General features: G+C 70.1%; 19 protein-coding genes and 1 pseudogene. 15 read left to right on the forward strand and 5 right to left on the reverse strand.

Annotation, left to right across the window (positions count from 1 at the left end; translation table 11 throughout):
• Nucleotides 1–28: 28 nt before the first annotated feature.
• Together ACIHCQ_RS21255 and ACIHCQ_RS21260 are read right to left on the reverse strand one after the other, a co-directional pair.
• Nucleotides 29–922: a glycoside hydrolase family 16 protein gene (locus tag ACIHCQ_RS21255; protein WP_399664282.1), complete on the reverse strand. Its 894-nt coding sequence runs from the start codon at nucleotides 920–922 to the stop codon at nucleotides 29–31.
• 100 nt (nucleotides 923–1022) lie between these two features.
• Nucleotides 1023–2369, reverse strand: a complete 1347-nt coding sequence (locus ACIHCQ_RS21260; RefSeq protein WP_399664285.1) for a Gfo/Idh/MocA family protein — start codon at nucleotides 2367–2369, stop codon at nucleotides 1023–1025.
• Between the two features lie 652 nt (nucleotides 2370–3021).
• On the opposite strand from ACIHCQ_RS21260, the gene ACIHCQ_RS21265 reads away from it, so the two are divergent.
• The 11 genes from ACIHCQ_RS21265 to ACIHCQ_RS21315 all read left to right on the forward strand — a co-directional run bounded on the left by ACIHCQ_RS21265 (nucleotide 3022) and on the right by ACIHCQ_RS21315 (nucleotide 14062).
• Complete coding sequence (locus ACIHCQ_RS21265; RefSeq protein ID WP_399664288.1) at nucleotides 3022–4140, forward strand: Gfo/Idh/MocA family protein; 1119 nt, start codon at nucleotides 3022–3024, stop codon at nucleotides 4138–4140.
• Entirely contained in the window at nucleotides 4137–5084 is a 948-nt protein-coding gene (locus ACIHCQ_RS21270) for a PmoA family protein (RefSeq protein ID WP_399664291.1), read from the forward strand. The genes ACIHCQ_RS21265 and ACIHCQ_RS21270 overlap by 4 nt, the downstream gene beginning before the upstream one ends.
• The gene (locus ACIHCQ_RS21275) at nucleotides 5078–5848 is read left to right on the forward strand and encodes a cupin (RefSeq protein ID WP_399664293.1); all 771 of its coding nucleotides are present in this window, start codon (nucleotides 5078–5080) and stop codon (nucleotides 5846–5848) included. The genes ACIHCQ_RS21270 and ACIHCQ_RS21275 overlap by 7 nt, the downstream gene beginning before the upstream one ends.
• 39 nt (nucleotides 5849–5887) lie before the next feature.
• Nucleotides 5888–7180, forward strand: coding sequence for an ABC transporter substrate-binding protein (locus ACIHCQ_RS21280; protein WP_399664296.1), 1293 nt, complete (start codon nucleotides 5888–5890; stop codon nucleotides 7178–7180).
• On the forward strand, nucleotides 7177–8151 hold the full coding sequence (locus tag ACIHCQ_RS21285; RefSeq protein ID WP_399664298.1) for a carbohydrate ABC transporter permease: 975 nt from the start codon (nucleotides 7177–7179) through the stop codon (nucleotides 8149–8151). The genes ACIHCQ_RS21280 and ACIHCQ_RS21285 overlap by 4 nt, the downstream gene beginning before the upstream one ends.
• Complete coding sequence (locus ACIHCQ_RS21290) at nucleotides 8148–9011, forward strand: carbohydrate ABC transporter permease (protein WP_399664302.1); 864 nt, start codon at nucleotides 8148–8150, stop codon at nucleotides 9009–9011. Before ACIHCQ_RS21285 ends, ACIHCQ_RS21290 begins: the two co-directional genes overlap by 4 nt.
• Nucleotides 9008–9631 (forward strand): hypothetical protein, encoded by a 624-nt coding sequence (locus ACIHCQ_RS21295; RefSeq protein WP_399664305.1) that lies wholly within the window; start codon nucleotides 9008–9010, stop codon nucleotides 9629–9631. Before ACIHCQ_RS21290 ends, ACIHCQ_RS21295 begins: the two co-directional genes overlap by 4 nt.
• Nucleotides 9628–11481 (forward strand): hypothetical protein, encoded by a 1854-nt coding sequence (locus ACIHCQ_RS21300; RefSeq protein WP_399664308.1) that lies wholly within the window; start codon nucleotides 9628–9630, stop codon nucleotides 11479–11481. The genes ACIHCQ_RS21295 and ACIHCQ_RS21300 overlap by 4 nt, the downstream gene beginning before the upstream one ends.
• A gap of 236 nt (nucleotides 11482–11717) precedes the next feature.
• On the forward strand, nucleotides 11718–11909 hold the full coding sequence (locus ACIHCQ_RS21305) for a hypothetical protein (RefSeq protein WP_399664311.1): 192 nt from the start codon (nucleotides 11718–11720) through the stop codon (nucleotides 11907–11909).
• A 195-nt stretch (nucleotides 11910–12104) separates the two neighbouring features.
• Entirely contained in the window at nucleotides 12105–13007 is a 903-nt protein-coding gene (locus ACIHCQ_RS21310; protein ID WP_399664314.1) for a helix-turn-helix domain-containing protein, read from the forward strand.
• An 83-nt stretch (nucleotides 13008–13090) separates the two neighbouring features.
• Complete coding sequence (locus ACIHCQ_RS21315; protein ID WP_399664317.1) at nucleotides 13091–14062, forward strand: hypothetical protein; 972 nt, start codon at nucleotides 13091–13093, stop codon at nucleotides 14060–14062.
• 68 nt (nucleotides 14063–14130) lie between these two features.
• Here ACIHCQ_RS21315 and ACIHCQ_RS21320 read toward each other — a convergent pair whose 3' ends face one another.
• Nucleotides 14131–14370, reverse strand: a complete 240-nt coding sequence (locus tag ACIHCQ_RS21320; RefSeq protein WP_399664320.1) for a hypothetical protein — start codon at nucleotides 14368–14370, stop codon at nucleotides 14131–14133.
• Nucleotides 14371–14600: 230 nt separating this feature from the next.
• Here ACIHCQ_RS21320 and ACIHCQ_RS21325 point away from each other — a divergent pair.
• The 4 genes and pseudogenes from ACIHCQ_RS21325 to ACIHCQ_RS21340 all read left to right on the forward strand — a co-directional run.
• A pseudogene (locus ACIHCQ_RS21325) lies at nucleotides 14601–15053 on the forward strand (MFS transporter); the annotation flags it as partial.
• 565 nt (nucleotides 15054–15618) lie between these two features.
• Nucleotides 15619–16146 (forward strand): NUDIX hydrolase family protein, encoded by a 528-nt coding sequence (locus tag ACIHCQ_RS21330; protein WP_399664520.1) that lies wholly within the window; start codon nucleotides 15619–15621, stop codon nucleotides 16144–16146.
• Between the two features lie 261 nt (nucleotides 16147–16407).
• On the forward strand, nucleotides 16408–22881 hold the full coding sequence (locus tag ACIHCQ_RS21335) for an RHS repeat-associated core domain-containing protein (protein WP_399664323.1): 6474 nt from the start codon (nucleotides 16408–16410) through the stop codon (nucleotides 22879–22881).
• A 7-nt stretch (nucleotides 22882–22888) separates the two neighbouring features.
• Nucleotides 22889–23605 carry a hypothetical protein gene (locus ACIHCQ_RS21340; RefSeq protein WP_399664326.1) on the forward strand — a complete coding sequence of 239 codons (717 nt, stop codon included), beginning with the start codon at nucleotides 22889–22891 and terminating at the stop codon, nucleotides 23603–23605.
• Nucleotides 23606–23615: 10 nt separating this feature from the next.
• On the opposite strand, the gene ACIHCQ_RS21345 is transcribed toward ACIHCQ_RS21340, so the two are convergent.
• Nucleotides 23616–24197 (reverse strand): TerD family protein, encoded by a 582-nt coding sequence (locus ACIHCQ_RS21345; RefSeq protein ID WP_399664329.1) that lies wholly within the window; start codon nucleotides 24195–24197, stop codon nucleotides 23616–23618.
• A gap of 83 nt (nucleotides 24198–24280) precedes the next feature.
• Nucleotides 24281–24856: a TerD family protein gene (locus ACIHCQ_RS21350; RefSeq protein WP_399664332.1), complete on the reverse strand. Its 576-nt coding sequence runs from the start codon at nucleotides 24854–24856 to the stop codon at nucleotides 24281–24283.
• Nucleotides 24857–24933: the final 77 nt, after the last annotated feature.

Below are 24933 nucleotides of genomic sequence, written 5' to 3' on the forward strand. Positions count from 1 at the left end.
CTCGCCCGATCGACTCGCCCCGATTCCGTCAGCGGGGCAGGACAGTTGAGTCGACATAGGCGGAGACGGCGGTCTGCGGCTGGTTGCGGGCCGGGCCGTCCAGCGGGTCCCACTCATTGGTGTGCCATACGTTCTGCATGAACGCCGACGGCTGGTCCGGGATGCGCGAGGCCGGGCCCCGGTAGTCCCACAGGACGTTCTTCTTGCCACTGTTGTCGAAGCCCCAGAAGGTGACCGACCCCGGCTGCCAGTCGAACATATAGGTGCGGAACTGGGTGGAGGAGTTGAAGTCCGGAACGGGCGTGACGGAGGCGGGGCTGTTCTCGCCGGGCTGCGCGGGCGCGCAGTCCCCGCCGAGCTGGGTGGCATAGCAGTTGTAGAGGATCTGCCCGGTGCGCATGTTGATCGCGCGGGAGATCTTGCGCACGGCGAGGGTGGCGTCGCTGTAGTCGGTCCAGATCGTCAGCCATAGGACGTGGGGCTGGGCGCACAGGACTTCCACGTCGATCTCGTCGTTGTCCGGCAGTCCGTTGCCGTTGCGGTCGGTGTGGTCCGAGGAGTACGTGAACGTGCCGGTCACCACGCCGAGGCGGCCGAGGCCGGTGCAGTCCGCGGTTCTGATGCGGGTGCCGAACGTGCCGTAGCGGTAGGCCTTGTCATTGCTGGTGATCTCGACGCCGTTACCGGGCGAGACACCGGGGCGTGCCTTGAGCTGGAGGCGCAGGGCCTTGCCGTCGTTCGCTCCGCCGTGGGACACGACGGTGGGGGTGCCGCCGGGTCTGCCGGTGGAGGAGAAGTACGGGCTGTCTCCGGTCCACTGTTCGGTCCGGGGCGCCGCGGTGGCCGGGGCTGCCGCGATGACCAGGGCCATCGCGGCGGCCGACATGACCGTGAGCCAGTGCGGGAGGGCAGGCGGTTTCATGATTTCCTCGCCGACGTGGGGGTGTGCGCACGAGTTCTGAGAGCGCTTCCAGCGTGGCGGAGAGTCGTGACCATGTCAATGGTCTAGACAAATTGGCCGGTTAAAGCTCCAGCAGATCCCGGGTGTTGACCGGCAGTCCCGTCACGAACGAGTGGTTCGCGGCCAGTCCCGTCACCAGCGAGCGCGCCCCGTCACCCGCGTCCGCCGCCCGCCCCAGTCCATCAGAGGTCTGCTCGCCGAAGAGATCGGCCAGCATCCGGACGTCGCCACCGCCGTGGCCGCCCTCGCCGGTCGCCACCTTCAGCTGCCTCGGCTCCTCCCAGAACCGGCGCAGCCACAGCTCCGTACGCCCTGCCTCGTCGCCGACCGCCGCACCGTGCATGACCGCGCTCGTGACCGGGCTCGCGCCGTCGGAGGAGCGCACCTGAGGACGGGCCCAGGTGGACTCCTCCACGAGGAGTTCAATGCGCCCCTCGCTGCCGTTGAAGGCGATCCGGTAGCCCTCCCAGGGCGCATAGGCGGTGAGGTGGTACGTCAAGGTGGCGCCGGAGGCATAGCGCACCAGCACCGCCATGTCGTCCTCGATGCTGACGCCCGGACCGAACACATTCTGGTCGCGGTGGTAGCCGTCCTCCCCCTCCGCGTCCAGGTACAGCGAGCTCAGCACCGTCGAGTCGGCCAGGCGCGCGGCGAAGGGGTCGCCGTCGGCCGCGGGCGAGCCGTGGGCGCGGGCGTAGTCCCGGGCGAGGCCGCGGCGGCGGCCCGCCTCCTCGCCGTAGAAGAACAGGCCGCCCTGCGCGTACACGCTCTCGGGCTCCGTGCCCAGCCACCAGTTGACCAGGTCGAAGTGGTGGGTGGCCTTGTGCACCATCAGGCCCCCGGAGTTGGCCTTGTCGCGGTGCCAGCGGCGGAAGTAGTCGGCGCCGTGGCGCAGGTCGAGCAGCCACTCGAAGTGGACCGAGCCGACCTCGCCGATGTCACCCGCCGCGATGAGCTCCCGTACGGCGGAATGCACCGGGTTGTAGCGGTAGTTGAAGGCGACCCTGACGTCACGGCCGGTGCGCCGCTGGGCGTCCAGGATGCGGCGGGCGCGCCCGGCGTCGGTGGTCATCGGCTTCTCGGTGACCACATCGCAGCCCGCCTCCAGCGCACGCACGATGTAGTGGTCGTGGGTCCTGTCGACGGTGCACACCACGACCAGGTCGACGCGTTCGCGGCGCAGCATCTCCTCGAAGTCCTCGGCGGCGTACGAGGGTACGGGCGGGTGGCCCGGGTGAGCGGCCGCGATCCAGTCGTTGTGGACGGCCATACGGTGCGCGTTGACGTCGCAGAAGCCGACGAGCTCGATCCGGTCGGCGTGGGGGCCGGTCAGCGCCTCGGTGAAGAGCTGGGCGCGGGCACCCAGGCCCACCACGGCGCAGCGGCGGCGTGCGGTGTCAAAAGACATGCGGAACTCCGTTGCTCCGGGCGGGGATGCGGGAAGGGAGGCGTGGGTCCGGGGGGGATGACGGCGGCAACGATTGCATGCGCTCTCACCCGGCGGCAAGGAGGCCCGCACGCCGTGCACCTTCGGTACCGAGACCGTGGTGAGCCCCGGCGCGGCCGTCCCCGGCAGGGCGATGTCGTCGCATCCCACGGCGCTCATCCGGTCCTGCACCCGTACCCCGCTACCCCGTGCGCGGCGGTCTCCGCGGCCCGCCGCCGATGGGTCAGCGCGTCTGTCGTGCCCACGACCACGGCACGATCAGGCCCAGGTGCCCCGTACGACCGGTGATCAGGCCTCTGGCCACAGGGTGTGAGTGTGTGAGCTTGCTCACCGTTCCGTCGCAGGCGTGCGTCCCGGGATACGGTGGACGAGGAGACCCCGCCGCCTTCGCAACCTCTCGTATCGTCACCTGCACGTCGTGAGGTTGGCCCACTGGATCACGGGCGTCAATGACGATCGGACGCCGCCGCGGGCCCGTCTCCCGACCCCTCTCACGTCGCCCCGCCGACTGAGTCGTTTCATTCATAGCTGCAGAGCCCTTGTCCTGACATTCGCCCGATGCCTAGGGTCGGTACTGCGCAAGCGCTTTCCACCGCTGTCGAGGAGCCCAAGAATGCCCCCCACCCCGCCCCGTCGTTTGCGTGCCGCCGTCGTAGGCACCGGCGGCATCGTCACCGGCAGCCACCTGCCCGCGCTGCAAGCCCATGGCGACCGCGTCGAACTGACGGCCGCCGTGGACATCGACGCGGCCCGGCTCGACGACTTCCGTACGGAGGCCAAGGCGGCGGGCGCGGACGTCCAGGGGTACACCGACCTCGACGCGATGCTCGCAGCGGAACGCCCCGACCTGGTCCTGATCGGCACCCCGCCGTCGCTGCACACCGCCCAGACCGTAGCCTCGCTCACCGCGGGCGCCTGGGTGCTGTGCGAGAAGCCGCTGTGCCTCTCGCTCGCCGAGTACGACGAGATCGCCGCGGCCGAGAACGCCTCGGGGGCGTACGCGTCGGTGGTCTTCCAGCACCGCTACGGCTCCGGCGCCGTACACGCCCGCAAGCTGATCACGAGCGGTGAGCTCGGCTCGCCGCGCGTCGCGCACTGCCAGACCACCTGGCACCGCGACAGCGAGTACTACTCGGTGCCGTGGCGGGGCACGTGGGCGAGCGAGGGCGGCGGCCCCACCATGGGCCACGGCATCCACCAGTACGACCTGCTGCTGCACCTGCTCGGCGAGTGGACCGAGGTCCGCGCCATGGCGTCCCGCCTGGTCCACGCGACCGAGAGCGAGGACGTCTCGACGGCGCTGGTGCGCTTCGCGAACGGCGCCCTGGCCACCGTCGTCAACAGCGTCGTGTCCCCGCACGAGGTGAGCCGCATCCGCATCGACTGCGCCAACGCCACCGTCGAGCTCACCCACCTGTACGGCCACAGCAACGCCGACTGGATCTACACCGCCGCCCCGAACATCCCGGCCCAGCGCACCGCCTCCTGGCGGCCCGCGGTGGACGTGCCGAGCTCCCACACCGCTCAGCTGGGCGCGGTTCTCGATGCCCACGACTCGGGCGTACGTCCCCCGGGCAGCGGCACCGACGCACGCTCCACGCTCGAGTTCGCCGCGGCCCTCTACAAGGCGGCCTTCACCGGGGCGCCGGTGTATGCGGGCGAGATCCTCCCCGGCGACCCCTACTACGTGGCCATGCACGGCGGTCACCCCGACTGGAGCCCCGCGCGATGACGATCCAGGTCACCCACACCCTCGGCGAGCGGATCGCCGTCCGGTCGTCCGGCGGCGTCGAGCTGCTGAGCTATGTGTACAAGCCGGACCCGGATGCCTTCGAGGCCCGTAAGCCGTACATCCACCCGCTGCGCACCCTCGCCGGGAACCAGGTCTCGGGCTACCGCCCCAACGACCACCGCTGGCACAAGGGCCTCCAGATGACCGCGAGTCATCTGTCCGGGCAGAACTTCTGGGGCGGCAACTGCTATGTCCCCGGGGAGGGTTACCAGCGGCTGCCCGAGCGGATCGGCTCGATGCGCCACGACGGTTTCTCCGTGCTGGACACCGCCGACGACCGCTTCACTCTCGCCGAGGACCTCACCTGGGTCGAGAACGGCGGCCAGGAGTGGGCCCGCGAGCAGCGCACCGTCACCGTCCACTCGGTGGACGAGCAGGCCGGGTCCTGGGCCCTGGACTGGTCGATCAGCCTCACCAACATCCACAGCGAACCGCTGCGCTTCGGCTCGCCGACCACCGCGGGCCGTGAGATGGCCGGATACACCGGCCTGCAGTGGCGGGGGCCGCGCGACTTCACCGGCGGCGCCATCTTCGGCCCGGAAGACCTCCCGAGTGCCGACGGCACCGACACCGACACCGGCCCGCTGATGGGCACCCAGGGCCCGTGGCTCGCCTTCACCGCCGAACACGACGACATCGACGCCCACTCGACACTCGTCTTCGCGCACGCCCCGGAGAACCTCGACCCGGCGACCGCGATCCACCCGTCGCACTGGTTCGTGCGCTCCGAGCCGATCCCGACCGTCGCGTTCTCCTGGGCGTTCTTCGAGGAGTTCGAGCTCGCGCCCGGCGCGTCGTTCGCCTACCGCTACCGGATCGTCGTCGCCGACGGAGCCTGGGACCGCGACCGCGTGGCCACGCACCTGAAGGGACTGACATGGTGAGCCTCCCGCACCCCCTCCCCGGATTCCTCCCCCACCCCCTGCCCGGAGCCGTCGGGCTCTCGCATCTCAGCGCGTACGACTGGGAGGCCGCCGACGGCGTGTGCGGCGGCAGCCCCCATCTGCACCTGGTGTGCACCGAGGCATACGTCGTCACCGGCGGCCGGGGAGCGGTCCAGACCCTCAGCCCCAGCGGCTACCGGGACGTCCCCCTGGAAGCCGGCTCGGTGGCCTGGTTCACGCCGGGCACCGTGCACCGCATGGTGCAGGGCGGCGATCTGCGCATCACCGTCCTGATGCAGAACAGCGGACTGCCGGAGGCCGGGGACGCCGTCTTCACCTTCCCGCCCGAGGTGCTCGCCGACCCCGAGCGGTACGCCGACGCGGCCGCCCTCCCGGCGAAGACGGGCCCGGAGGCTGCCGCCGCCGCCCGCAAGCGCCGCGATCTGGCGGTCGAGGGGTACCTGCCGCTGCGCGCGGCGCTCCAGGCGGGCGACAACGGCCCCTACCTGGAGTTCCAGCAGGCCGCCGCCCGCCTCGTACGGGCGAAGGTCCCGGCCTGGCGTGAGCTGTGGCGGGCCGGAGCCCTGGCCACGGCCGAGCGTACGGGCGAGCAGCTCGCCGCCCTGGAGTCCGGCGACCCGGCCTATCTCGCCGACTCGGGCTCGTACGACAGCGAGCCGTCCCGGCAGGGCGGCTACGGCATGTGCGGTCGCCGCGACGAGTACGAACTACCGGGCACCACACTCCCGTACTACGGAGAGTAACCAACCCAACCAGTCCAGGAAGGGAGAGGTGTCTCAGGCATGCCCAAAAATGGGACAAAGAGGTCCTGTGTGTCGGCCCTGACGCTCTCATTATGTGCGACGTTGGCGCTCACCGGCTGCGGTGGCTCCGACGACACGAGCGGGGGCGGCAAGGTCGTCCTCCGCTACACCTGGTGGGGCAACCCCGACCGGGCCGCCCGCACCGAGGAAGCCGTCGCGCTCTTCGAGAAGGAGCACCCCGGGATCGAGGTGCAGACGTCGTTCGCCGGTTACGACGCGTACAAGCAGAAGCTCGCCACCCAGGCGGCCGGCGGCGACGCTCCGGATGTCATGCAGCTCGATTACCGGCAGATCGACAAGTACGCGTCCGGCGGGGTACTGCTCGACCTCTCCACGCAGAAGGAGACGCTGCGCACCGCCGAGATCGACGCGGGGCTGCTCGCCACCGGAGTCGTGGACGGCAAGCAGTACGCGATCCCGCAGGCCCGCGGCACCCAGACCGTCGTCTACGACGCCAAGCAGTGGAAGGCCGCCGGGGTGACACTCCCCCGCCAGGGCTGGACCTGGGACGACTGGGCCGCCGCCATGCGGGCGCTGGCGGAGAAGACCGGGAAGCCCGGCTCCGTGGACCCCGGGCAGAACGAGGACGTCTTCGAGGTGTGGCTGCGCGGCCAGGGCAAGTCCCTCTACACCGAGGACGGCGGCAGGCTCGGCTTCACGACCGACGACCTGACCCGCTGGTGGACCTTCACCGACAAGCTGCGGCGCGAAGGCGCGGTGTCCCCCGCAGAGCAGACCACGCAGCTCGACGGGTCGGTGGAGAACACCCCGCTGGCCCGCGGCAAGTCGGTCGCCGACGTCAACTGGGACGCGCCCTCCAGCGGCTTCCAGGCGGTCGTGAAGGACGGTCTGACGATCGCGCCGATGCCGTCCGGTCCGGACGGCACGCCCGGGCAGTACTTCAAGCCGTCGATGTTCGTCGGGACCGGCGCCACCACCGACCACCCCAAGGAGGCGGCCCAGCTCATCGACTTCCTCATCAACGACCAGGAGGCCGCGAAGATCCTCGGCGCGAGCCGCGGCATCCCGGTCAACGAGTCGATCCGCAGGGACGTCGTTCCCGAACTCAAGGAGTTCGACAAGACCGTCGCCGACTACCAGAACTCCGTCGACGGCAGCCTCAAGCCCCCGCCGCAGGCTCCGCCCAGCGGCGACAACGCCCTGCAGACCACCTTCCAGCGCGACTACGACCAGGTGTCGTTCGAGCGGATGTCACCCCGTGAGGCCGCGGAGGACTACGTCACCGAGGCAAAGGCGGAGCTGAGGTCATGACCACCACCGACACACCCCCGGCCACCGCCCCCGCCCCGAGCCCGGGACCGAAGAACAAACGCACGAAGCGGCGGCGCGAGGGCGCGGCCTGGGTGTTCCTCTCCCCCTGGGTGCTGGGCGCCAGTGTCCTGACGCTGCTGCCGATGGCCGTCTCGCTGTATCTGTCGTTCACCGACTACGACATGTTCAACACCCCGCGCTGGGTGGGACTGCGCAACTACATCCAGATGTTCACCGAGGACCCGCGCTACTGGCGCTCGGTCGGCGCGACCCTGACGTACGTCGTCATCGCCGTCCCGCTGCAACTGGCGCTGGCACTCGCCGTCGCGCTGGCACTGAAGTCCATGAAACGCGGCAGGGGCTTCTACCGGTCCGCGTTCTACGCGCCCTCGCTGCTCGGCGCGTCCATGTCGATCGCATTGGTGTGGCGGGCGGTCTTCAACGACGGCGGCACGGTCGACAATCTGCTGTCGGACATCGGCATCAACACCGGGGGCTGGGTCAACCAGCCCGGCTGGGCGCTGTTCGCCGTGGCACTGCTGACGGTGTGGCAGTTCGGCGCGCCTATGGTGATCTTCCTGGCCGGTCTCCAGCAGATCCCGACGGAGCTGTACGAGGCCGCCGCGGTGGACGGGGCGGGCCGGTGGCGGCAGTTCCTGTCCATCACCGTGCCGATGCTGTCGCCGGTCATCTTCTTCAATCTGGTGCTCCAGACCATCCAGGCGTTCCAGGTCTTCACCCCCGCCTTCGCGGTCAGCGCGGGCAAGGGCGGCCCGGCCGACTCCACTCTCTTCTACACGCTCTATCTCTACGACCGCGGCTTCGTGGCCTCCCACATGGGCTATGCCTCCGCCATGGCCTGGGTGCTGCTGCTCGCCCTCGGCGCGGTGACTGCGGTGCTCTTCCGCACCTCGCGCTCCTGGGTCTTCTACGCCGCCGACACCAACGACACCCAGGGGGGAGCCCGATGACCACGACGACCGCTGTGGCTCGTAAACCTGTGGCGTGGCGGCGCGTCGCGCTGCATGTGGGGTGTCTGGCCGCGCTGCTGGTGATGCTGTATCCGCTGGCGTGGCTTGTCGCGACCTCGCTCAAGCCCGCCGACGAGGTGATCGCCAGCCTGAATCTGCTGCCCAGCAAGCTGGAGTGGTCGAACTACACGACCGCGCTGGAGGGGGTGGGCGATGTGTCCGTGGGCCGGCTGCTCACCAACTCGCTGCTCATCGCGGGCGGCGCGGTGCTCGGCAACGTACTGAGCTGCTCGCTGGCGGCGTACGCCTTCGCCCGGCTGCGGTTCCGCTTCCGCGGGCCGCTGTTCGCCTTCATGATCGCGACGATCATGCTGCCGCACCACGCGGTGCTGATCCCGCAATACATCATCTTCAACCAGCTCGGCATGGTGAACACGTACTGGCCGCTGATCCTGCCGAAGTTCCTCGCCACCGAGGCGTTCTTCGTCTTCCTCATCGTGCAGTTCATGCGGGGGCTGCCGCGCGAGCTGGAGGAGGCCGCGCGCATCGACGGCTGCGGTCCTTTCCGGAGTTTCTTCCAGGTGATCCTGCCGCTCACCCGGCCCGCGCTGATCACCACGGCGATCTTCACCTTCATCTGGACCTGGAACGACTTCTTCACTCAGCTGATCTATCTCTTCTCGCCGGAGAAGTTCACACTGACGCTGGCGCTGCGGTCGTTCGTGGACGCCTCCAGCCAGTCGGCGTTCGGCCCGATGTTCGCCATGTCGGTGATCGCGCTGCTGCCGATCGTGCTGTTCTTCCTGGCCTTCCAGCGGTTCCTGGTCGAGGGCATGGCCAGTTCGGGGGTCAAGGGATGAGCACGCGGACCCGTGAGCCGGGCGAGAGGCGCGAGCCGGGCGAGATCTTCGGGCCGCGGATGACGCTGTTCGCGGATGTGCTGTCGATCGGCGTCGTCACGGCGCTGGCCTGTCTGCCGCTGGTCACCGTGCCCGCGGCGCTCTCCACCGCGTGCGCGGTGCTGCGCTCCGTACGCGAGGGGCGGCCGGTGACGGCCGGGCGGTACGTGGCGCTGCTGCGGGAGCGCGCGCGCTTCGGTGACCTGGCCGCGGGCGCGGTTGCCCTCGCCGGTGCGCTGCTGATCGCGGCGGACGTGGGGCTGGCCGGGGCGGGGCTGCCGGGCGGGCGGGTCTTCGCGGTGGTGGCCGGGGTGATCGGCGCGTACGCCGTGGTGGTGGGGCTGCGCTCGTGCGCGCGCCCCGAGTCGCTCACCGACTGGCGTGCGGCGGTGCGCGGAGCCGCGCGGGACGCGCTGCGGGACGTGGGCGGCAGCGGTCTCGTACTGCTGGCGCTGGCGGCGGCGGTGCTGTGCGCGTGGATGATGCTGCCGCTGGCGTTCCTGGCGCCGGGGCCGCTGGCCATGGCGCTCACGGCCATCGATGTACGAGACGAGTCCGTCACACACAGGGAGACAGCGTGATAGCCCGTAGAACCTTCCTCGCCACTACTGCCTCCACCGCCACGGCTGCTGCTGGAATCGCGGCTGTCTCGGGCCAGGGCACGGCCGCCGCATCACAACAGCCGCAACAGCCGCAACAGACACAGCAGGACGCGGACTTCGTCGCCTTCCTCACCGCGGCCGCCGACGGTCGCGCCGCGGCGGTCCTGGAGGGGTACGGCGCGCACATCACCGATCTGCGCGACCGGGGCAGGGCCCGGGCCGCCGCCCGCAGCCTGCGCACCCTCACCTCCGTCTACGTACACACCGCCTCGGCGTACCACCACGACAGCGCGCTGCTCGGGCCGCTCGCACAGCTCGCGGACGCCCTCGCCGAGGAGCAGTTCGATGACGGGCTGTACGACCAGGGCGCGGTCCATTCGCCGCCCGACACGGCTTTCTCCGTCGTCGACCTGAACATCGCGTACAGCCTGCTCGACGGGGACGGCCACCGGGCCACCGAGAAGGTGCGGGCCACAGTCGAGCGGATTCTGCGCAAGGCGGGCCCCGGTCTTGCCGGTGGCGGTGTGCACACCGCCAACCACCGCTGGCTGGTGTGCGCCGCGCTCGCCCGCATCCACCGGCGCTGGCCCCACCCCTCGTACGCCGGGCGCATCGACGACTGGCTCGCGGAGGGCATCGACCAGCTCGCGGGCGGCGAGTACAGCGAACGCAGCCCCACCTACTCGGCGGTGGTGACCAATCCGGCGCTGCTGACGCTCGCCCGCTTCTACGACCGGCGCGGCCGGCGTGATCTGCGCGGTCTGTACGGGTGCGTACGGGACAACCTCACCGCCACCCTGTACGTCACCGAACCCAACGGCGAGGTGGAGTCCGTCCACTCGCGGCGTCAGGACCAGACGGCGCTGCGCCATGTGCCCGAGTTCTGGCTGCAGTACCGGGAGCTGGCGATCCGCGACGGCAACGGGCAGTTCGCGGCGGTGGCGGCGCTGCTGCAGGAACGCGGCACGGGGCAGACGTTCGGTGAGACGCCTCCGGGCGACCGGCTCGCGGAGGTGCTCGACCGGCCGGAGCTGGCCCGCCCGCTGCCGCGCGTGGCCCCCCTGCCCGACGATTTCGAGCACCATGACGACAGCTGCGGACTCGTACGCGTACGCCGTGGCGGGCGCACCGCGAGCATCTTCGGCGGCACGGATCTGCCCGAGGTGCACGCCATTTCCTCGGGGCTCTCCACGAACCCCACGTTCTTCAAGATGCGCAAGGGCGCGGCGATTCTGGACTCGCTGCGGCTGTCCCCGCAGTTCTTCTCGCTGGGGCACTTCCGGTCCGAGGGCGTGGAGCGCGACGGGGACGGCTGGCGGCTGCGCGCGGAGGTGAGCGCGGGGTTCCATCAGCCGCTGCCACGCCGCTACCGGCGCCGGGACGGGGCGTACCCGCTCACCAACGACGGCCGTTTCTGGTCGGCGATGGACTTCCCGCACCGCGCCAAGGAGTACCGCAGGCTCCACACGGAGATCCTGGTGCGGGAGGCGGCGGACGGCGGCTGGGAGCTGTCCTTCGACGTGTCCGAGTCGGCGGTGCCGCTGGCCCTGGAGCTGTGCTTCCGCCGCGGCGGCAAGCTCACCGGCGAGGGCCTGGAGCCGGTCGCCGGAGCCGCGGACACGTACCAGCTGGTCAGCGGAGAGGCGGCGTACACGGTCGGCGACGACCGGATCACCTTCGGGCCGGGGAACGGCAAGGGCGGCAAGCAGCCGCCGGTGGTCGAGCCGGGCGAGCGCTATACGTGGATGAACGGCTCCCTCACGCCGGACGGCGTGCGCGTGCTGATCACCGGCAGGTCGCCGCTGACGTACCGAATGAGTCTGCGCTGACGGCCCGTTGACCGTGAGCCTTCGTGACGGCCCGTCGTTCTCACGGCGGGCCGTTTCGTCGTTCCGTGGGGGGACCCCGGCAAGACCCGCCGTGTGGCGCTGCCGAAGCAGGGCCGTGTCACGCAGAACGACGAGGTGCGGCTGATCGGCGAAACTCTCTACTTGGTGCGGGCCGGCGGCATGGTCACAGCGGTGTCGGCGCGCACCGGGACGGGCGGTGGCAACGTGACACGGGGGTGGAAAACCTGTCCGCGCCGGTGCTGTCGGAAAAGTACCGCGCGCTGTACTTCGTCAACGGCTACAGGCGACTGCTGGCGCTGGACACGACTGCCGGGAACGAGGTGTGGCAGGCCCCGACCCGGGAGTACGCGCGCCCTCAGGCCGAGGCAGGGCCGCCCCAGGTGTACCTGAAGAGCGATGCCCCTTGAAACCGGGTGCGCCGGCCCGTGACGGAGTTGTGGGCGCGTGGTCGTGAGGGTGCGTCCGGCCAACGCCGGTGCTTTCCCGTGCTTTCCCGTGCTTTTCCCGTGCCTTACGGGCCGGAGCGGGGTGAGCCAGACCCTGCGGATCCCTACCCCAGCGGGGTGAGGCGCGGATCGTCGGCGGTACGCATACTCAGTTCCATGAACAAGCACGGGCACCTCGCCGATTTCCTCCAGGCCCGCCGGGGCCAGCTGCGGCCCGAAGACGTCGGGTTGCGGACCTACGGCGAGCGACGCCGGGTGCCGGGGCTGCGGCGAGAGGAACTCGCGATGCTCGCGGGCATCAGCGCGCCCTACTACACCCGCCTGGAGCAGGGCCAGTCACGCAACGCCTCGCGCGAGGTGCTCGACGCCATAGCGAGCGCCTTGCGACTGGATGACTCCGAGCGTGCCCATCTGCACGCCCTGGCCGGTGCACCGCGACGGGGCAGACCCGCGGCCCGGCCGCGTCCCGAACGCGTCACCCCGGCAATCAGCGCTCTGCTGGCAGCCATTGAGGGCACACCCGCCATCGTCGTTGGCCGCCGCAGCGACGTCCTGGCCTGGAACCGTCAAGGTCACGGTCTGTTCGCCGGCCATCTCGATCCGGACAGCCCCCACGGTCCGGGCCTGCGGCCGAACATGGCCAGGCTGGTGTTCCTCGACGCGCACACCCGTGACCTGTACACCGACTGGCGCGCCAAGGCCCGGGCCGTGGTGGGCAATCTGCGCCTGGCAGCCGGGCGCTATCCGGACGATCCGCTGCTGGCCGCACTGGTCGGCGAACTGACCATGCGCAGTGCGGAGTTCGCCACGATGTGGGCCGATCACCGGATCGTGGCCTGCGATGTCGCCGACTACGAGATGCGCCACCCCCTGGTCGGGACACTGACCGTTACCCAGCAGACCTTGCAGAGCCCGCAAGGAGACGGTCCGGCCGTGGTGGTGGCCACAGCCGCTCCCGGCTCCCCGTCCGCGACAGCCCTGACTCTGCTCACCCATGCCACCGCACCGCAGGCAGCGGCCCAGCCGCGCCATGGCGCCGAAACCCGCACCACCACCTGACCCGAGCCCACTCGACCACGGCGCCGCACCGCGGCTGCCGCATGCCCGAAAACAGTGAAGGAACCATGTCCACCATGTCCACCATGTCCAAGCGAAGCATCAAGATCACCATGTCGGCCGTTCTGGTGGCCGCAGCCGCCCTCACAGCGACTGCGCCGGCCAACGCGACGCCCGTCAGAGGGCCCCTCGCACATGTGCGGGTCACCGCCCACTTCGACCTGTCCGCGGGCCAGCTGCCGGAGAACATCACCCTGCTGCCCAACGGCACGGCAGCCGTCACCTTCGCCGCCAGCCGCCAGGTCGCTCAGGTCACCCCCAGGGGCACGACGCGCATCCTGGCGACGCTGCCCGCGCCCGCCGACGGCGGAGTCAAGACCCCGGTCCTCGGCTTTCCCCTCGCCACCGGCATCGTCCACACCCCGGACGGCACCCTGTACGTGCTGTACGCGACCGGCACGGCCGATCTGACGGGCCTGTGGCGGCTGCGCCCCGGGAAGGCCCCGCAGCGCATCGCCGCACTGCCCGCCAACGGCCTGCCCAACGGGCTGGCACTGGATGAGCGCGGCAAGCAGCTCTACATCACCGACTCGGTGCTCGGCATCGTATGGACCGTCCCCACCACGGGCGGCACACCCACCGCATGGTCCACCGCTCCCGAACTCGCCGCGACCGGCTTCCTCGGAGCCAACGGCGCGAAAGTACACGGCGGCGCCCTGTGGGTGACCAACCTCGACCAGGGCACCCTCCTGCGCATTCCGATCCGCTCCGGAAACCGTGCGGGAGCACCGCAGGTCAAGGCATCAGGCCTGGTCGGCATCGACGATTTCACCTTCACCGGCCGCGGTGACGACATCCTCGCCGCGCTCAACGCGCCCAACACGGTCGTGCGCATCCGCTCCGACGGCACCAACACCACCGTTCTGGATGCCGCCGACGGACTCCAGAACCCCACCTCCGTCGCGCTGCGCGGCAACGACGTGTACGTGTCCAGCGCCGCCTACACCACCGCGACCGACCCCAACCTGCTGCGCGCACACCTGCGCGACCACCGGTAAGAACGGCACGATTCTCATGAGGCATCGTCCGGGAAACCGACGTAGCGGGGTAGGGGCCCGGAGCCGTCTCAGCCGATCCTGAGCTGATCCGTGTCGTGCCCGATGCGCGCCACGACAAGTCCGGCGGCCGACACCTCGGCGTACTCGGCGGTGTGGTAGCGGAAGACGCCGCCAGCATCCGGACCCTTCCGGACCTCGACCGTCCACCGCAATTCGTGGAAGAAGAACCAGTCGTCGAAGTGCTGGTTGACGACCTCGATCCCACGGACGGAGTAGTGGCCGTAGAAGTCCTGGAGGTGGGCTCTCACGTCGTCCTGGGTATGCAGTTGCACCAGGGTCGGTCTGCGCCACATAGTCCCGGACGCCCGTCTGGACCTCGGGATGGGCCTTCTCGACGATCGTGCCGACGTCCCCCTCGCGGAACGCGTCGAGCAGCGTCTCGTGCAGCCCGCCCACGGCGAACCGGCCGGCCGGCGACCCGTGGGCCGGGTCGCCCTCCATGGTGTCCTTCTGCGTCCTGCCCCAGAAGAGCTCACCGGTCCTGGCGCCTCAGGGTCTGGTGATGATGGCCACGGCGCCGCTGTCCGCCGCCATCTCCAAGACCAAGAGCCCGAAGATCACCCTGATGCTCGGCGCCGTCATCGTCGCCGCCGGCTACGGCCTCAACATCGTGCTGATGTCCGAGGTCTGGCACCTCGTCCTGGTCTCCTGCATCATCGGCGCCGGTATCGGCTTCGCCTACGGCGACAGGCCCGCCGTGATCACGGGTGCCGTGCCCGCGTCCGAGACGGCCGCCGCGAACAGCCTCAACGCCCTGATGCGGTCCATCGGTACGTCGTTCGCCAGTGCGGTCGCCGGTGTCATTCTGGCGCAGATGACCACCGACTTCGGGTCCGCCGCCCTGCCCTCCGAGAACGGCTTCAAGGTGGTCATTGAGGGGGTTCCGGTGACCGTGGGCGCCCAGTATGTCAGCGCCCCGTACGCGTCCTTCGACGGGCCGATGTTGTTCTGGCCGGTCCCCCAGAGGGACTTGTCCAGGAATCCGCGGGCCTCGTCGGATATCGCGGTCGACTCCCGGTAGATCAGATCCGGTTCCCATGTCATCGCCGCGGCGGAGTTGGTGGGGAAGCTCGTCGCGTGCACACCACCTGACTCCGATCCGTGATCGGTGTTGGGGCCCAGCCGGTTGACGCCGTGCCGGAGTCCGACCTGGTCGGGGCCACGTAGATGTCCGCCGCCGCCACGCCGCGGAAATTGAACGTCGGTGGTGGCGAAGAGCCCCATGTTTCGGTCGCCGCTGTCCCAGGTGTTCCAGGCACAGCGAGCGGCTGACGGCAGCCTGCCCGAGACCGCCTTCCTCGTCACCGGCAGCGGAGTCGGCGCCGGCATGACCGAGTAGACGGCGCGCCGCCGCTTCCACCGCAGCTCGCCGCATACCGCCGGCTACAGGGCCGACAGGGCGAATCGTGGGCCGCTTGGCCCAGTCCGCACGCTGATGACCATGGACGAGACCTTCGAGCGGAAGGCGCTCAACGTACTATCAGCCAATGGCTGACATGACTGAAACCACCCCTGGCTGGCTCGCCCCGGACGAGCTGGAGCTGACGCGCGCCCGCATGCCGATCCTATACGTCGACGCCGTGCCTGTACGGGTCGACGACAGCGGGGAAGTCACCCACATCGGCCTCCTGCTGCGCATCGGGCAGGACGGGACGGTAAGCCGCGCCCTCGTCTCCGGCCGGGTTCTGCACCACGAGCGCATCCGTGACGCGCTCATGCGCCATCTGGAGAAGGATCTCGGCCCGATGGCGCTGCCCCGGATCCCGACCTCTCTGCAGCCTTTCACCATCGCCGAGTACTTCCCGACGCAGGGAATCACGCCGTACCACGATCCCCGACAGCACGCGGTGTCCCTTGCCTACGTCGTCCCCGTGGCAGGTGACTGCCGCCCCCGGCAGGACGCTCTCGACCTGGTCTGGTTCACCCCGCACGAGGCCTCATCACCGCAGATGCAGCTGGAAATGCCGGGCGGACAGGGAGTCCTGCTCAAGCAGGCCCTCGCGCATGTCGGTTGCCTTTCCTGACTGCGGACGGGCGCCGGCGCAGGGTGGCTGAGCGCGCTGCCGGGATGTCGCCGCTCGATGGTGTCACCTGACCGCACGGGCGGCAGCGGTACTGGTGCCGGTGGCGGCGGATCGTCGCCTCGTAGTTGCGCCGAGGCTCCGTGATGGCGAACTCCCACTGCCACACCCCGCCTCACGTATGCAGGTTGGTCTCAACAGTGTATTGACGTGCCCATGGCACCACAATCACGCTTGAGGCCCATCTGACGGGAGGGGAAAGCGATGAGGCGCAGCCATTTTGTGGGCACCGCGACTGTGGTGCTCGCCCTGATGGTGCCGGGTCTGCAACCCGTTGTGGCGCAGGCCGAAGCGAGGCAGCGATCCGTCGCGGACGCGGCAGCCTCGGTGACCGAGATCGACCGGACCGAGCTGAGACCCGGCTCGACGGTGGGCCAAAGACCGGCCGACCCGCAGGGCAGGCCGCTCGCCGACGCCCGTCCGGCCAAGGTCGACTGGCCCTCCCCCGGCTCGGCCACCGTCGCCCTGAGCCCCAGCCCCGCCGCCGTACCGGGGACCGCGGTCTCCGTCGCCGTACCCACCGCCAAGGCCGCCCGGAGCGCCGCCCCGCGGCAGGTGACGATCGAGGCGTACGGCCCCGACAAGGCCCGCGGACTCGGCGGCCACGCCACCGCCTTCACCGTCCGGCGCGCCGACACTGACACCGACACCGACGCCGACACGGGCACGGGCACGGGCACAAAAGCCGACACCCGCATCGGCGCCGGCCCCGCCCCCGTCGGCGTACGCATCGACACCTCCGGCTTCGCCGACGCCTTCGGCGGAAACTTCGAGTCCCGGCTGCGCCTGATAGCCAAGCCCGACTGCGCCCTCACCACCCCACGCGCCGCCAAGTGCGCGACCAGCAAGCCGGTCAGGAGCCGGATCGACCTCACCCGGCACCTCCTGACCGCGGACGTCCCGGCCGCCGCCCCCGGAACCGCCTCCACCGTCTTCGTCGTGGCGGCCGCCCCCAGCGGCGAGACCGGCTCCGCCACCGCCACCACACTCGCCTCCTCCAGCAAATGGCAGGTCGGCCTCAACTCCGGTGACTTCTCCTGGTCGTTGCCGCTGCCGCAGGTTCCGGCCATCGCGGGCGACGCCCCCGACATCAACCTCGGATACTCCTCCCAGGCCGTCGACGGCATGGTCGCCGCCGAGAACAACCAGCCGTCCTGGGTCGGCCAGGGCTGGGACCTCGCCCTGCCCTACATCGAGCGCCGCTACAACGGCTGCGCCGACGACGGCGGAGACACCGGCGACCTCTGCTGGGCCGGCGACGAACTACGGATCTCCCTCCAGGGCACCTCGTCGGCCCTGGTCAAGGACACCGCCGCGGGCGGCGACACCTGGCGCGCCCAGGAGGACCCCGGCTGGCGGGTGCAGCGCAAGAAGAACGCCAACAGCGCGGACAACGGCGACAACGACGGCGAGTACTGGGTGGTGACCACCCCGGAGGGCACCCAGTACACCTTCGGCCGCGGCAAGCAGGCCACCACCGGCGCCGCCACCGACTCCGTCTACACCGTCCCGGTCTTCGGCGACGACGACGGCGAGCCCTGCCACGCGGGCAGTGTCGAGGACTCCTACTGCACCCAGGCATGGCGCTGGAACCTCGACGGCGTCGTCGACGCCCACGGGGTCTCCAACACGTACTTCTACGAGCCGGAGAAAAACCGCTACGCCCGTAACGGCGAACCGGACAAGTCCACCGAGTACATCCGCGGCGGTCGGCTCAAGGACATCGTCTACTCGCAGCGCTCCGGCGCCGAGGACCAGCAGGCGCCCGCCCGGCTGCACTTCACCGCCGACCTGCGCTGTATCGAGGCGGCCGACGGTTCCGGGACGTGCCCCGCCTTCGACGCCGACCACGCCTCCTCCTACCCCGACGCCCCGATCGACTCGCTGTGCGCCAGTGGTGACTGCACCGGTGAGGACCAGAAGTCGCCGACCTTCTTCACCAGCGCGCTGCTGCGCTCGGTGACCGCCCAGCGCTCCGGAGGCGACGGCGGCTGGACGGACGTCGACCGGCTCGACTTCACCTATGCCTATCCCGAGCCGTCCGACGGCACCAGCGCCATGCTCTGGCTGGAGAAGGTCCAGCAGACCGGACTCGCCGGTTCGGGTGAACTGAAGCTCCCCGCCGTGGAGTTCACCGGCAAGGAGTTCGCCAACAGGGCCGACGCCGACCCCTCCGCCGGCGTCCCCGAAATGCGCAAACTCCGAATCGACTCGTTCACCGACGAACTCGGCCGCAAGGTCGACGTCACCTATGGGCAGCCGCACCCCTGCCCGGTCGGCGACCTGCCCGAGGGGCGTTTCGACTCCAACACCCAGAACTGCTTCCCCGGCTGGCGTACCAACGGCGAGGACTCCGGCTTCGGCATCTGGCACAAGTACCTGACCACCAAGGTCACCGTCCGCGACAACGGCGGCGGCGCGCCCCCGCAGACCACCGAGTACCGCTACCGGGGAACCCCCGCCTGGCACTACGACGACGACCCGGTCACCGAGACCGAGCGCAAGTCGTGGAGCGACTGGCGCGGCTACGGCAGCGTCGACGTCGCCAAGATGACCGACCCCGGATACCGGGGCGAGGAGACCGGCCGCGCCGTCCAGATCACCCGCACCCTCCACTTCCGCGGCATGGACGGCGACCGCAGGGCGGACGGCTCCAGCAAGTCCGTCGAGGTCACCGACTCGCAAGGCACCTCCCTCAAGGACCTGCCCTATCTGCGCGGCAAGGAGCGGGAGAGTCAGCAGTTCCAGGTCAGCGGCTCGGGCGCGATCGAGTACGAACTCGGCGGGACCGTCCACGGCTACACCTCCGCCCGCACCACCCCCGCCGAGGAGGGCGAGAGCGACCCGGAGAAGGACGCTCATCTCGTCGTCGAGAACGACTCGGTGACCCGCGAGACCGGCATACCCGACGAAGGACCGCGCACCTCCCGTACCACCCGGCTGCAGACGCAGCACGACACCTACGGCCAGGTGACCTCCGTCCTCGACACCGCGGGCTCCGACGTCCGCTGCACCAGGACGACGTACGACCGGTCGGCCGCGACCCTCGACTCCTGGATGCTCGCGTTCCCGTACCGGGTGCGCGGCTACAACGGCAGCTGTGCCGAGCCGACGTCCCTGATCAGCGGCAAGGACCAGTACTACGACGGCTCTACGCAGCTGGGCGCGCCGGTCACCAGGGGCGATGTCACCCGTACCGTCGCCGCGGTCAGGGCGTCGGGACCCGACACCATCACCGAGTCCACCGCCACCGAGGCCACCTTCGACGCCTACGGCAGGACGGTCACCGAGACCGACGCCAAGGGCAACACGGAGCGCACCGCCTACGCCCCGGCCACCGGGCGCCCCGCGACCGTCACCGAGACCAACGCGCTGGGGCACGAAGAGGTGACCACCCTCGACCCGGACCGGCAGCAGCCGGCGTCGGTGAAGGACGCCAACGGGCGTACCACGGTCAACGCCTATGACCAGCTCGGCCGGATCGTGAGCGTGCGGGAGGCGGAACAGGGTGCCGACGACCCGCCCGCGCAGACCTTCGCGTACGCCCTCGATCCCGAACACCGCCGGCCGCCGCTGATCACCACCCGCCAGCTCCAGTCGGGCGACACCTATCTGACCAACTGGAAGTACCTGGACTCGCTGGGCCGTGACCGCCAGGTCCAGGAGGTCTCCCCCGCCTCCACCGACAGCGCGAGAAAAACCATCGTCATCGACACGCGCTACGACGACGTGGGCAACACGGCCGCCGAGTCACTGCCCGTGGTCGCCCCCGGAGCACCCGGCAGCGCTCTGCTCTCCGTGCCCGGCGACCAGGCCGACGAGACCCGGCGCACCTATGACTCCCTCAACCGGGTGGTGCGCTCGGCCCGTTACGGCGACGGCAAGGAGCTGTGGGCCACCTCCATCGCGTACTTCGGCGATCGCGTCCGCGCCACCCCACCGCCCGGTGGCACCGTCACCAGCGCCTGGACCGACGCGCGCGGCCGCCAGATCCGCCAGCAGGAGGGCACCGGCGCCAACCCGGTGACCACCACCTACACCTACACGCCCGCCGACGAGGTGGCCTCCGTCACCGACCCGGCAGGGCACACCTCCACCAGCACCTACGACCTGCTCGGCCGCCGGATCTCGGGCGACGACGCCGACGCGGGCCCGTCCCGCACCGCGTACGACGCCAACGGGAACATCACCGCGGTCTGGGACGCCAGGACCATCGCCGCGGGCGCCGCCGGGCCGACGCTCTCCACCGACTACGACAAGCTGGACCGCCCCGTGGCGCGCTGGGAGGGCGCGTCGGGATCCGGTACCAAGGTGGGCAGCTGGGCGTACGACTCGGCCGCGATCGCCAACGGCATCGGCCAGACCGCGTCGATGACCACCCACCGTGACGGCAAGAACTACACCATCGCCGCCACCGGATACGACCCGCGCGGACGTGTCACCGGAAGGACCTGGACCTTCCCCGCCGGACTCGGCGGCTCGCCGCACCAGAAGACGTACACCGTCGGCTACGGCTACGACGCCGCCGATCACAAGGTCAGCGTCGAGTACCCCGACGAGCTCGCCGGCACTCCGCGCGAGAAGATCACCACCGCCTATGACGCGCAGGGCAACCCGACCACGCTGACCGGCGTCCAGACCGATCCGCTGACAGGCCACCAGTCCACCGTTCCCTATGTCTCGGCGACGGGCTTCGCGGCCGACGGCAAGCTCGCCTCCCGCGACTACGCCGATCCGCACCACAAACTGCGCCGGGCCTACGCCTACGAGAGCGACACCCAGCGCCTCTCCCGCATCCAGACGCTGATCGAGAAGCCCCTCTCCGACGAGATGGCGGCCCAGCAGGACGACACCTACGCCTGGGACAAGGCGGGCAACCTCACCTCGATCACCGACAGCGCCCTGCACAGCCCGGTGTCGTCCTGCTTCGACTACGACAGCCTCAACCGGCTCAGTCACGCCTGGACCACCCATCAGACCGACTGCTCAGACTCCGACTCCACCCTCACCCACGACGGCCCGGCGGGCTTCAACCAGTCGTGGACCTACACCGCGGACGGCAATCTCGCCTCCAAGCGATCCCTGCACGACACCGACACCTACGAATACAAGGACCCCGAGCACCCGCACGCCGTCACGAAGCAGGGCATCAGTTCGTACGAGTACGACGCGAACGGCGCCCTGAAGAAGAAGGTCGACGGGCTGGTCCCGACCGCCTACGAGTGGAACGGCCAGCAGGAGCTGGAGCAGGTCACCAGCAAGCTCATCGCGAAGACCGGCTTCGTCTACGCGCCGGACGGCACCCGCATGGCGCGGACCGACCCGGCCGGCGTCGCCACCCTCTACATCGAGGGCCAGGAGATCACCGTCGCCCTGGGCATCGCCAAGGCGACCCGCTTCTACCAGTCGGACGGCATCACCGTCGCCGCACGGCTGCCCGGCGGAGTCCTCACCTGGCAGCTCAACGATGTCCAGGGCTCCGCACAGGGCTCCGTCGCCGCGGGCACCGGACTGCTCAAGCGCACCTACTACACCCCGTACGGGGACATCCGCGCCGGATCGTCGCCGCCCCCCACCGACCACGGCTTCCTGGGCAAGGTCAAGGACCACACGACCGGTCTCAACGCGCTGGGCGCCCGTTACTACGACGCCGGGCTCGGCCGGTTCATCTCCACCGACCCCGCCCTCGACGCCTCCTCCTCACAGTCGCTCAACCCCTACGCGTACGGCTCCAACAACCCGGTCTTCTATCTCGACCCGACCGGCCTGTGGTCGCTGTCCAGCGCGTGGAACTCCGTCAAGGAAGGCGCGTCCGCGGCCTGGGACTGGGCCAAGGAGAACAAGGGCCTGATCGCGGACGTCGCCGTCGGCATCGGCGTCGGCATCGCGGTCGGCGCACTGTGCTCCACGGGCGTCGGCTGCCTCATCGTCGCGGGTGTCGCGGCCGGAGCCGCGGGCGCCGCCGCCGGATACGGCGTGGACGTCGCCGAGGGGAAGACCGACTTTTCGCTGGGCGGTCTGGCGACCCGGGTCGGAGTCGGGGCGGCAGCGGGCGTCCTCGGCGGCGCCATCGGCAAGGGTGTCGCGGCGGCAGCGCCGAAGGTGGTCAATGCCGTCGCCAAGACGACGGTCGGCAAGGCAGTCGCCTCCTCCAGCTCCAAGGCGGCGGCCACGGTCACCGGGGCGGCCGCCAAGACGGGGCGGGCCGTGGCCAATTCGCGGCTCGGCACCAAGGTCGCCGCGACCGCCAAGGCCGCCGCGGCCAAGGTCAAGGCGCTCGCCGGGCGCGGACAGCCCAAGGGCGAGACGGTCAATATCTCCACCGCGAAGGCGGCCACTCAGGCCGAGATCGACGCCATCCACGAGTACGCGAAACGCAGCAATGCCTGGCTCTCCCAGAACGGGCCCAAGACCATCCAGCCCACCAAGGGAACCCAGCTGGGCAAGGACTCCGCCGCCGCCCGCCGCGCCGAGCGGATCCGCGCGGACCGCGCCGGCACCCCGTACTCGGGGCAGGCGGGACACGTTCCCGACTCCGCGGTCTCCGGCACCGGGCAGCCACCCGCCGGCTGGCTCGACATGCCGGGCAAGTCGAATAGCATCGCTGGCGGTGTACTGGGATCCCGGGTCGGGAAGCTGATCCGTGGATACACCGTCGACGGAGGACCGCCACTGTGATGCCGCTGTGACACCGAGCGAAGCGACCGAGGTGCTCCTGCCACTCGCCGACCACGTCGGGCCACGGCCCGACGTGGCGGCGGTGGCGGGCACCCCCGCGGAGCACTTCCCGCCCGCACACCGGGAACTGCTGCTGGCCATGAACGGATTCACCGTCTACCACGGGACGTTCCGGATGCTGGGGATCGGGCGCGAGCTGCCTTCCCTGGACCTGGCCGCCTGGAATGCCCCGGAGACCTGGAGGTTCGCCTGGGACGACCGGATCGACCCGTATGTGATTTTCGCGGAGTCCGCGTTCGGGGACTCGTACGCCTACCGCCGCTCCCCGGACGGCGGCCTGGCACCGGAGGTTCTCTTCCTGGAGGGCGTGCTGCTGCAGCCCGAGCCGCTGGCCGGCTCGTTCGAGGAGTTCCTCGCCGATGAGTTCGTACGCAACGCCAGGAAGCCGTACGACCGGTACCTGCTCGGCGCGGTCGACCGGTCCGGCCCGATCGCGCCGGACAAGCACTGGACGTACGCGCCGTCGGTGGCCCTGGGCGCCGAAGAGGACCTGGACAATCTCACGGAGCTGCCCGCGGTGACGGAGAGGACCTTCGCGGGCGACCTGGCCACCGCCATGGAGAATGCCGTCACGGACCCGGTGGGGGTGGTGCCGTGGACCGACGACCGGGGCCGCGCCCGGCTCCGCGTGCTGTTCGGCACAGGGCACGAGGAGCCGGCGTAAGCGACCGTGTCTACAGGTGAGAGGTGATGGCGGGCATCAGGTCCTGGAAGGTTCGTCCGGTGGCGGGCTCACCGATGGCCGCCATCTGCCACCCACTGCCTGCCCGGTAGACCTTGGCCATGATCTGAGCGGTAGCGGTCCCGCCGCCGGTGAGGGTGTACCGGGCCAGCTCCTGGCCGTTGGTCTCGTCGACCAGACGGCAGAAGGCGTTCTGCACCTCGGCGAAGGTCTGTCCCGTGAAGGAGTTCACGGTGAAGATGATCTGATCGACATGGACGGGGACGCGCTGCAGATCAACGATGACCGACTCGTCGTCGCCGCCCTGACCCGCGCCGCCGACGAGGTTGTCACCGGTGTGGCGGACGGAACCGTCGTCGCTGACCAGGTGCTGGAAGAAGACGACGTCCACCGGCTTCTTGTCGGCGAAGAGCACCGCCGACGCGTCCAGGTCGATCTCGCGGGCGGTCATTCTGGCCAGGAATCCCTTGCGGGGAGCGGACTGCCAGCCCAGTCCCATCCGTACGACGCTCAGCGCGCCGCCGTCGGACTTGCTCAGGCTGATCTGCTGGCCTTTGGACAGGTTTACGGACATGTGGTGCCTCTTCGTTCGGGTGTGGTGGGCGATGGGCGCGCTGCGGGGTCAGGTCCGTGCGGACCGCGCCCCGCAGCGCGCTCTCAGACGTTTACGCCGAAGTCGACGGCAATGCCTGCCAGACCGGAGGCGTAACCCTGGCCCACGGCGCGGAACTTCCACTCCGTGCCGTGCCGGTACAGCTCGCCGAAGATCATTGCCGTCTCGGTGGCCGCGTCCTCGCTCAGGTCGTACCGGGCGAGCTCCGCGCCGCCTGCCTGGTTGACCACGCGGATGAAGGCGTTGCGTACCTGGCCGAAGCTCTGGCCGCGGCTCTCGGCGTCGTGGATGGAGACCGGGAAGACTATCTTCGCCACTTCGGCGGGGACAGCGGCCAGGTTCACCTTGAGGGACTCGTCGTCGCCCTCGCCCTCACCGGTGAGGTTGTCGCCGGTGTGCTCGACCGAACCGTCCGGGCTAGTGAGGTTGTTGTAGAAGATGAAGTGCTGGTCGGAGAGCACCTTGCCGCCGCTGTCCACCAGCAGGGCGCTGGCGTCGAGGTCGTAATCGGTGCCGGTGGTACTGCGTGCGTCCCAGCCGAGCCCCACGAGGACGGCGGTCAGACCCGGCGCCTCCTTGCTGAGCGAGACGTTTCCACCCTTGCCGAGGCTCACACCCATGTTGCTCCCCTTCTCTCTCCACTTAGGGAGCCTAAAACTACAGCACTGTAGAATGAGGTGGGAGGTGTGTGCCCATA

Origin of the sequence: Streptomyces sp. NPDC052236 (assembly GCF_044548015.1) — a bacterium.
GTDB lineage: Bacteria > Actinomycetota > Actinomycetes > Streptomycetales > Streptomycetaceae > Streptomyces.

Coding starts and splice junctions, on each gene's coding strand:
- ACIHCQ_RS21255 (WP_399664282.1), bottom strand. CDS start 922: ATGAAACCGCCTGCCCTCCCGCACTGGCTCACGGTCATGTCGGCCGCC.
- ACIHCQ_RS21260 (WP_399664285.1), bottom strand. CDS start 2,369: ATGTCTTTTGACACCGCACGCCGCCGCTGCGCCGTGGTGGGCCTGGGT.
- ACIHCQ_RS21265 (WP_399664288.1), top strand. CDS start 3,022: ATGCCCCCCACCCCGCCCCGTCGTTTGCGTGCCGCCGTCGTAGGCACC.
- ACIHCQ_RS21270 (WP_399664291.1), top strand. CDS start 4,137: ATGACGATCCAGGTCACCCACACCCTCGGCGAGCGGATCGCCGTCCGG.
- ACIHCQ_RS21275 (WP_399664293.1), top strand. CDS start 5,078: ATGGTGAGCCTCCCGCACCCCCTCCCCGGATTCCTCCCCCACCCCCTG.
- ACIHCQ_RS21280 (WP_399664296.1), top strand. CDS start 5,888: ATGCCCAAAAATGGGACAAAGAGGTCCTGTGTGTCGGCCCTGACGCTC.
- ACIHCQ_RS21285 (WP_399664298.1), top strand. CDS start 7,177: ATGACCACCACCGACACACCCCCGGCCACCGCCCCCGCCCCGAGCCCG.
- ACIHCQ_RS21290 (WP_399664302.1), top strand. CDS start 8,148: ATGACCACGACGACCGCTGTGGCTCGTAAACCTGTGGCGTGGCGGCGC.
- ACIHCQ_RS21295 (WP_399664305.1), top strand. CDS start 9,008: ATGAGCACGCGGACCCGTGAGCCGGGCGAGAGGCGCGAGCCGGGCGAG.
- ACIHCQ_RS21310 (WP_399664314.1), top strand. CDS start 12,105: ATGAACAAGCACGGGCACCTCGCCGATTTCCTCCAGGCCCGCCGGGGC.
- ACIHCQ_RS21315 (WP_399664317.1), top strand. CDS start 13,091: ATGTCCAAGCGAAGCATCAAGATCACCATGTCGGCCGTTCTGGTGGCC.
- ACIHCQ_RS21330 (WP_399664520.1), top strand. CDS start 15,619: ATGACTGAAACCACCCCTGGCTGGCTCGCCCCGGACGAGCTGGAGCTG.
- ACIHCQ_RS21335 (WP_399664323.1), top strand. CDS start 16,408: ATGAGGCGCAGCCATTTTGTGGGCACCGCGACTGTGGTGCTCGCCCTG.
- ACIHCQ_RS21345 (WP_399664329.1), bottom strand. CDS start 24,197: ATGTCCGTAAACCTGTCCAAAGGCCAGCAGATCAGCCTGAGCAAGTCC.
- ACIHCQ_RS21350 (WP_399664332.1), bottom strand. CDS start 24,856: ATGGGTGTGAGCCTCGGCAAGGGTGGAAACGTCTCGCTCAGCAAGGAG.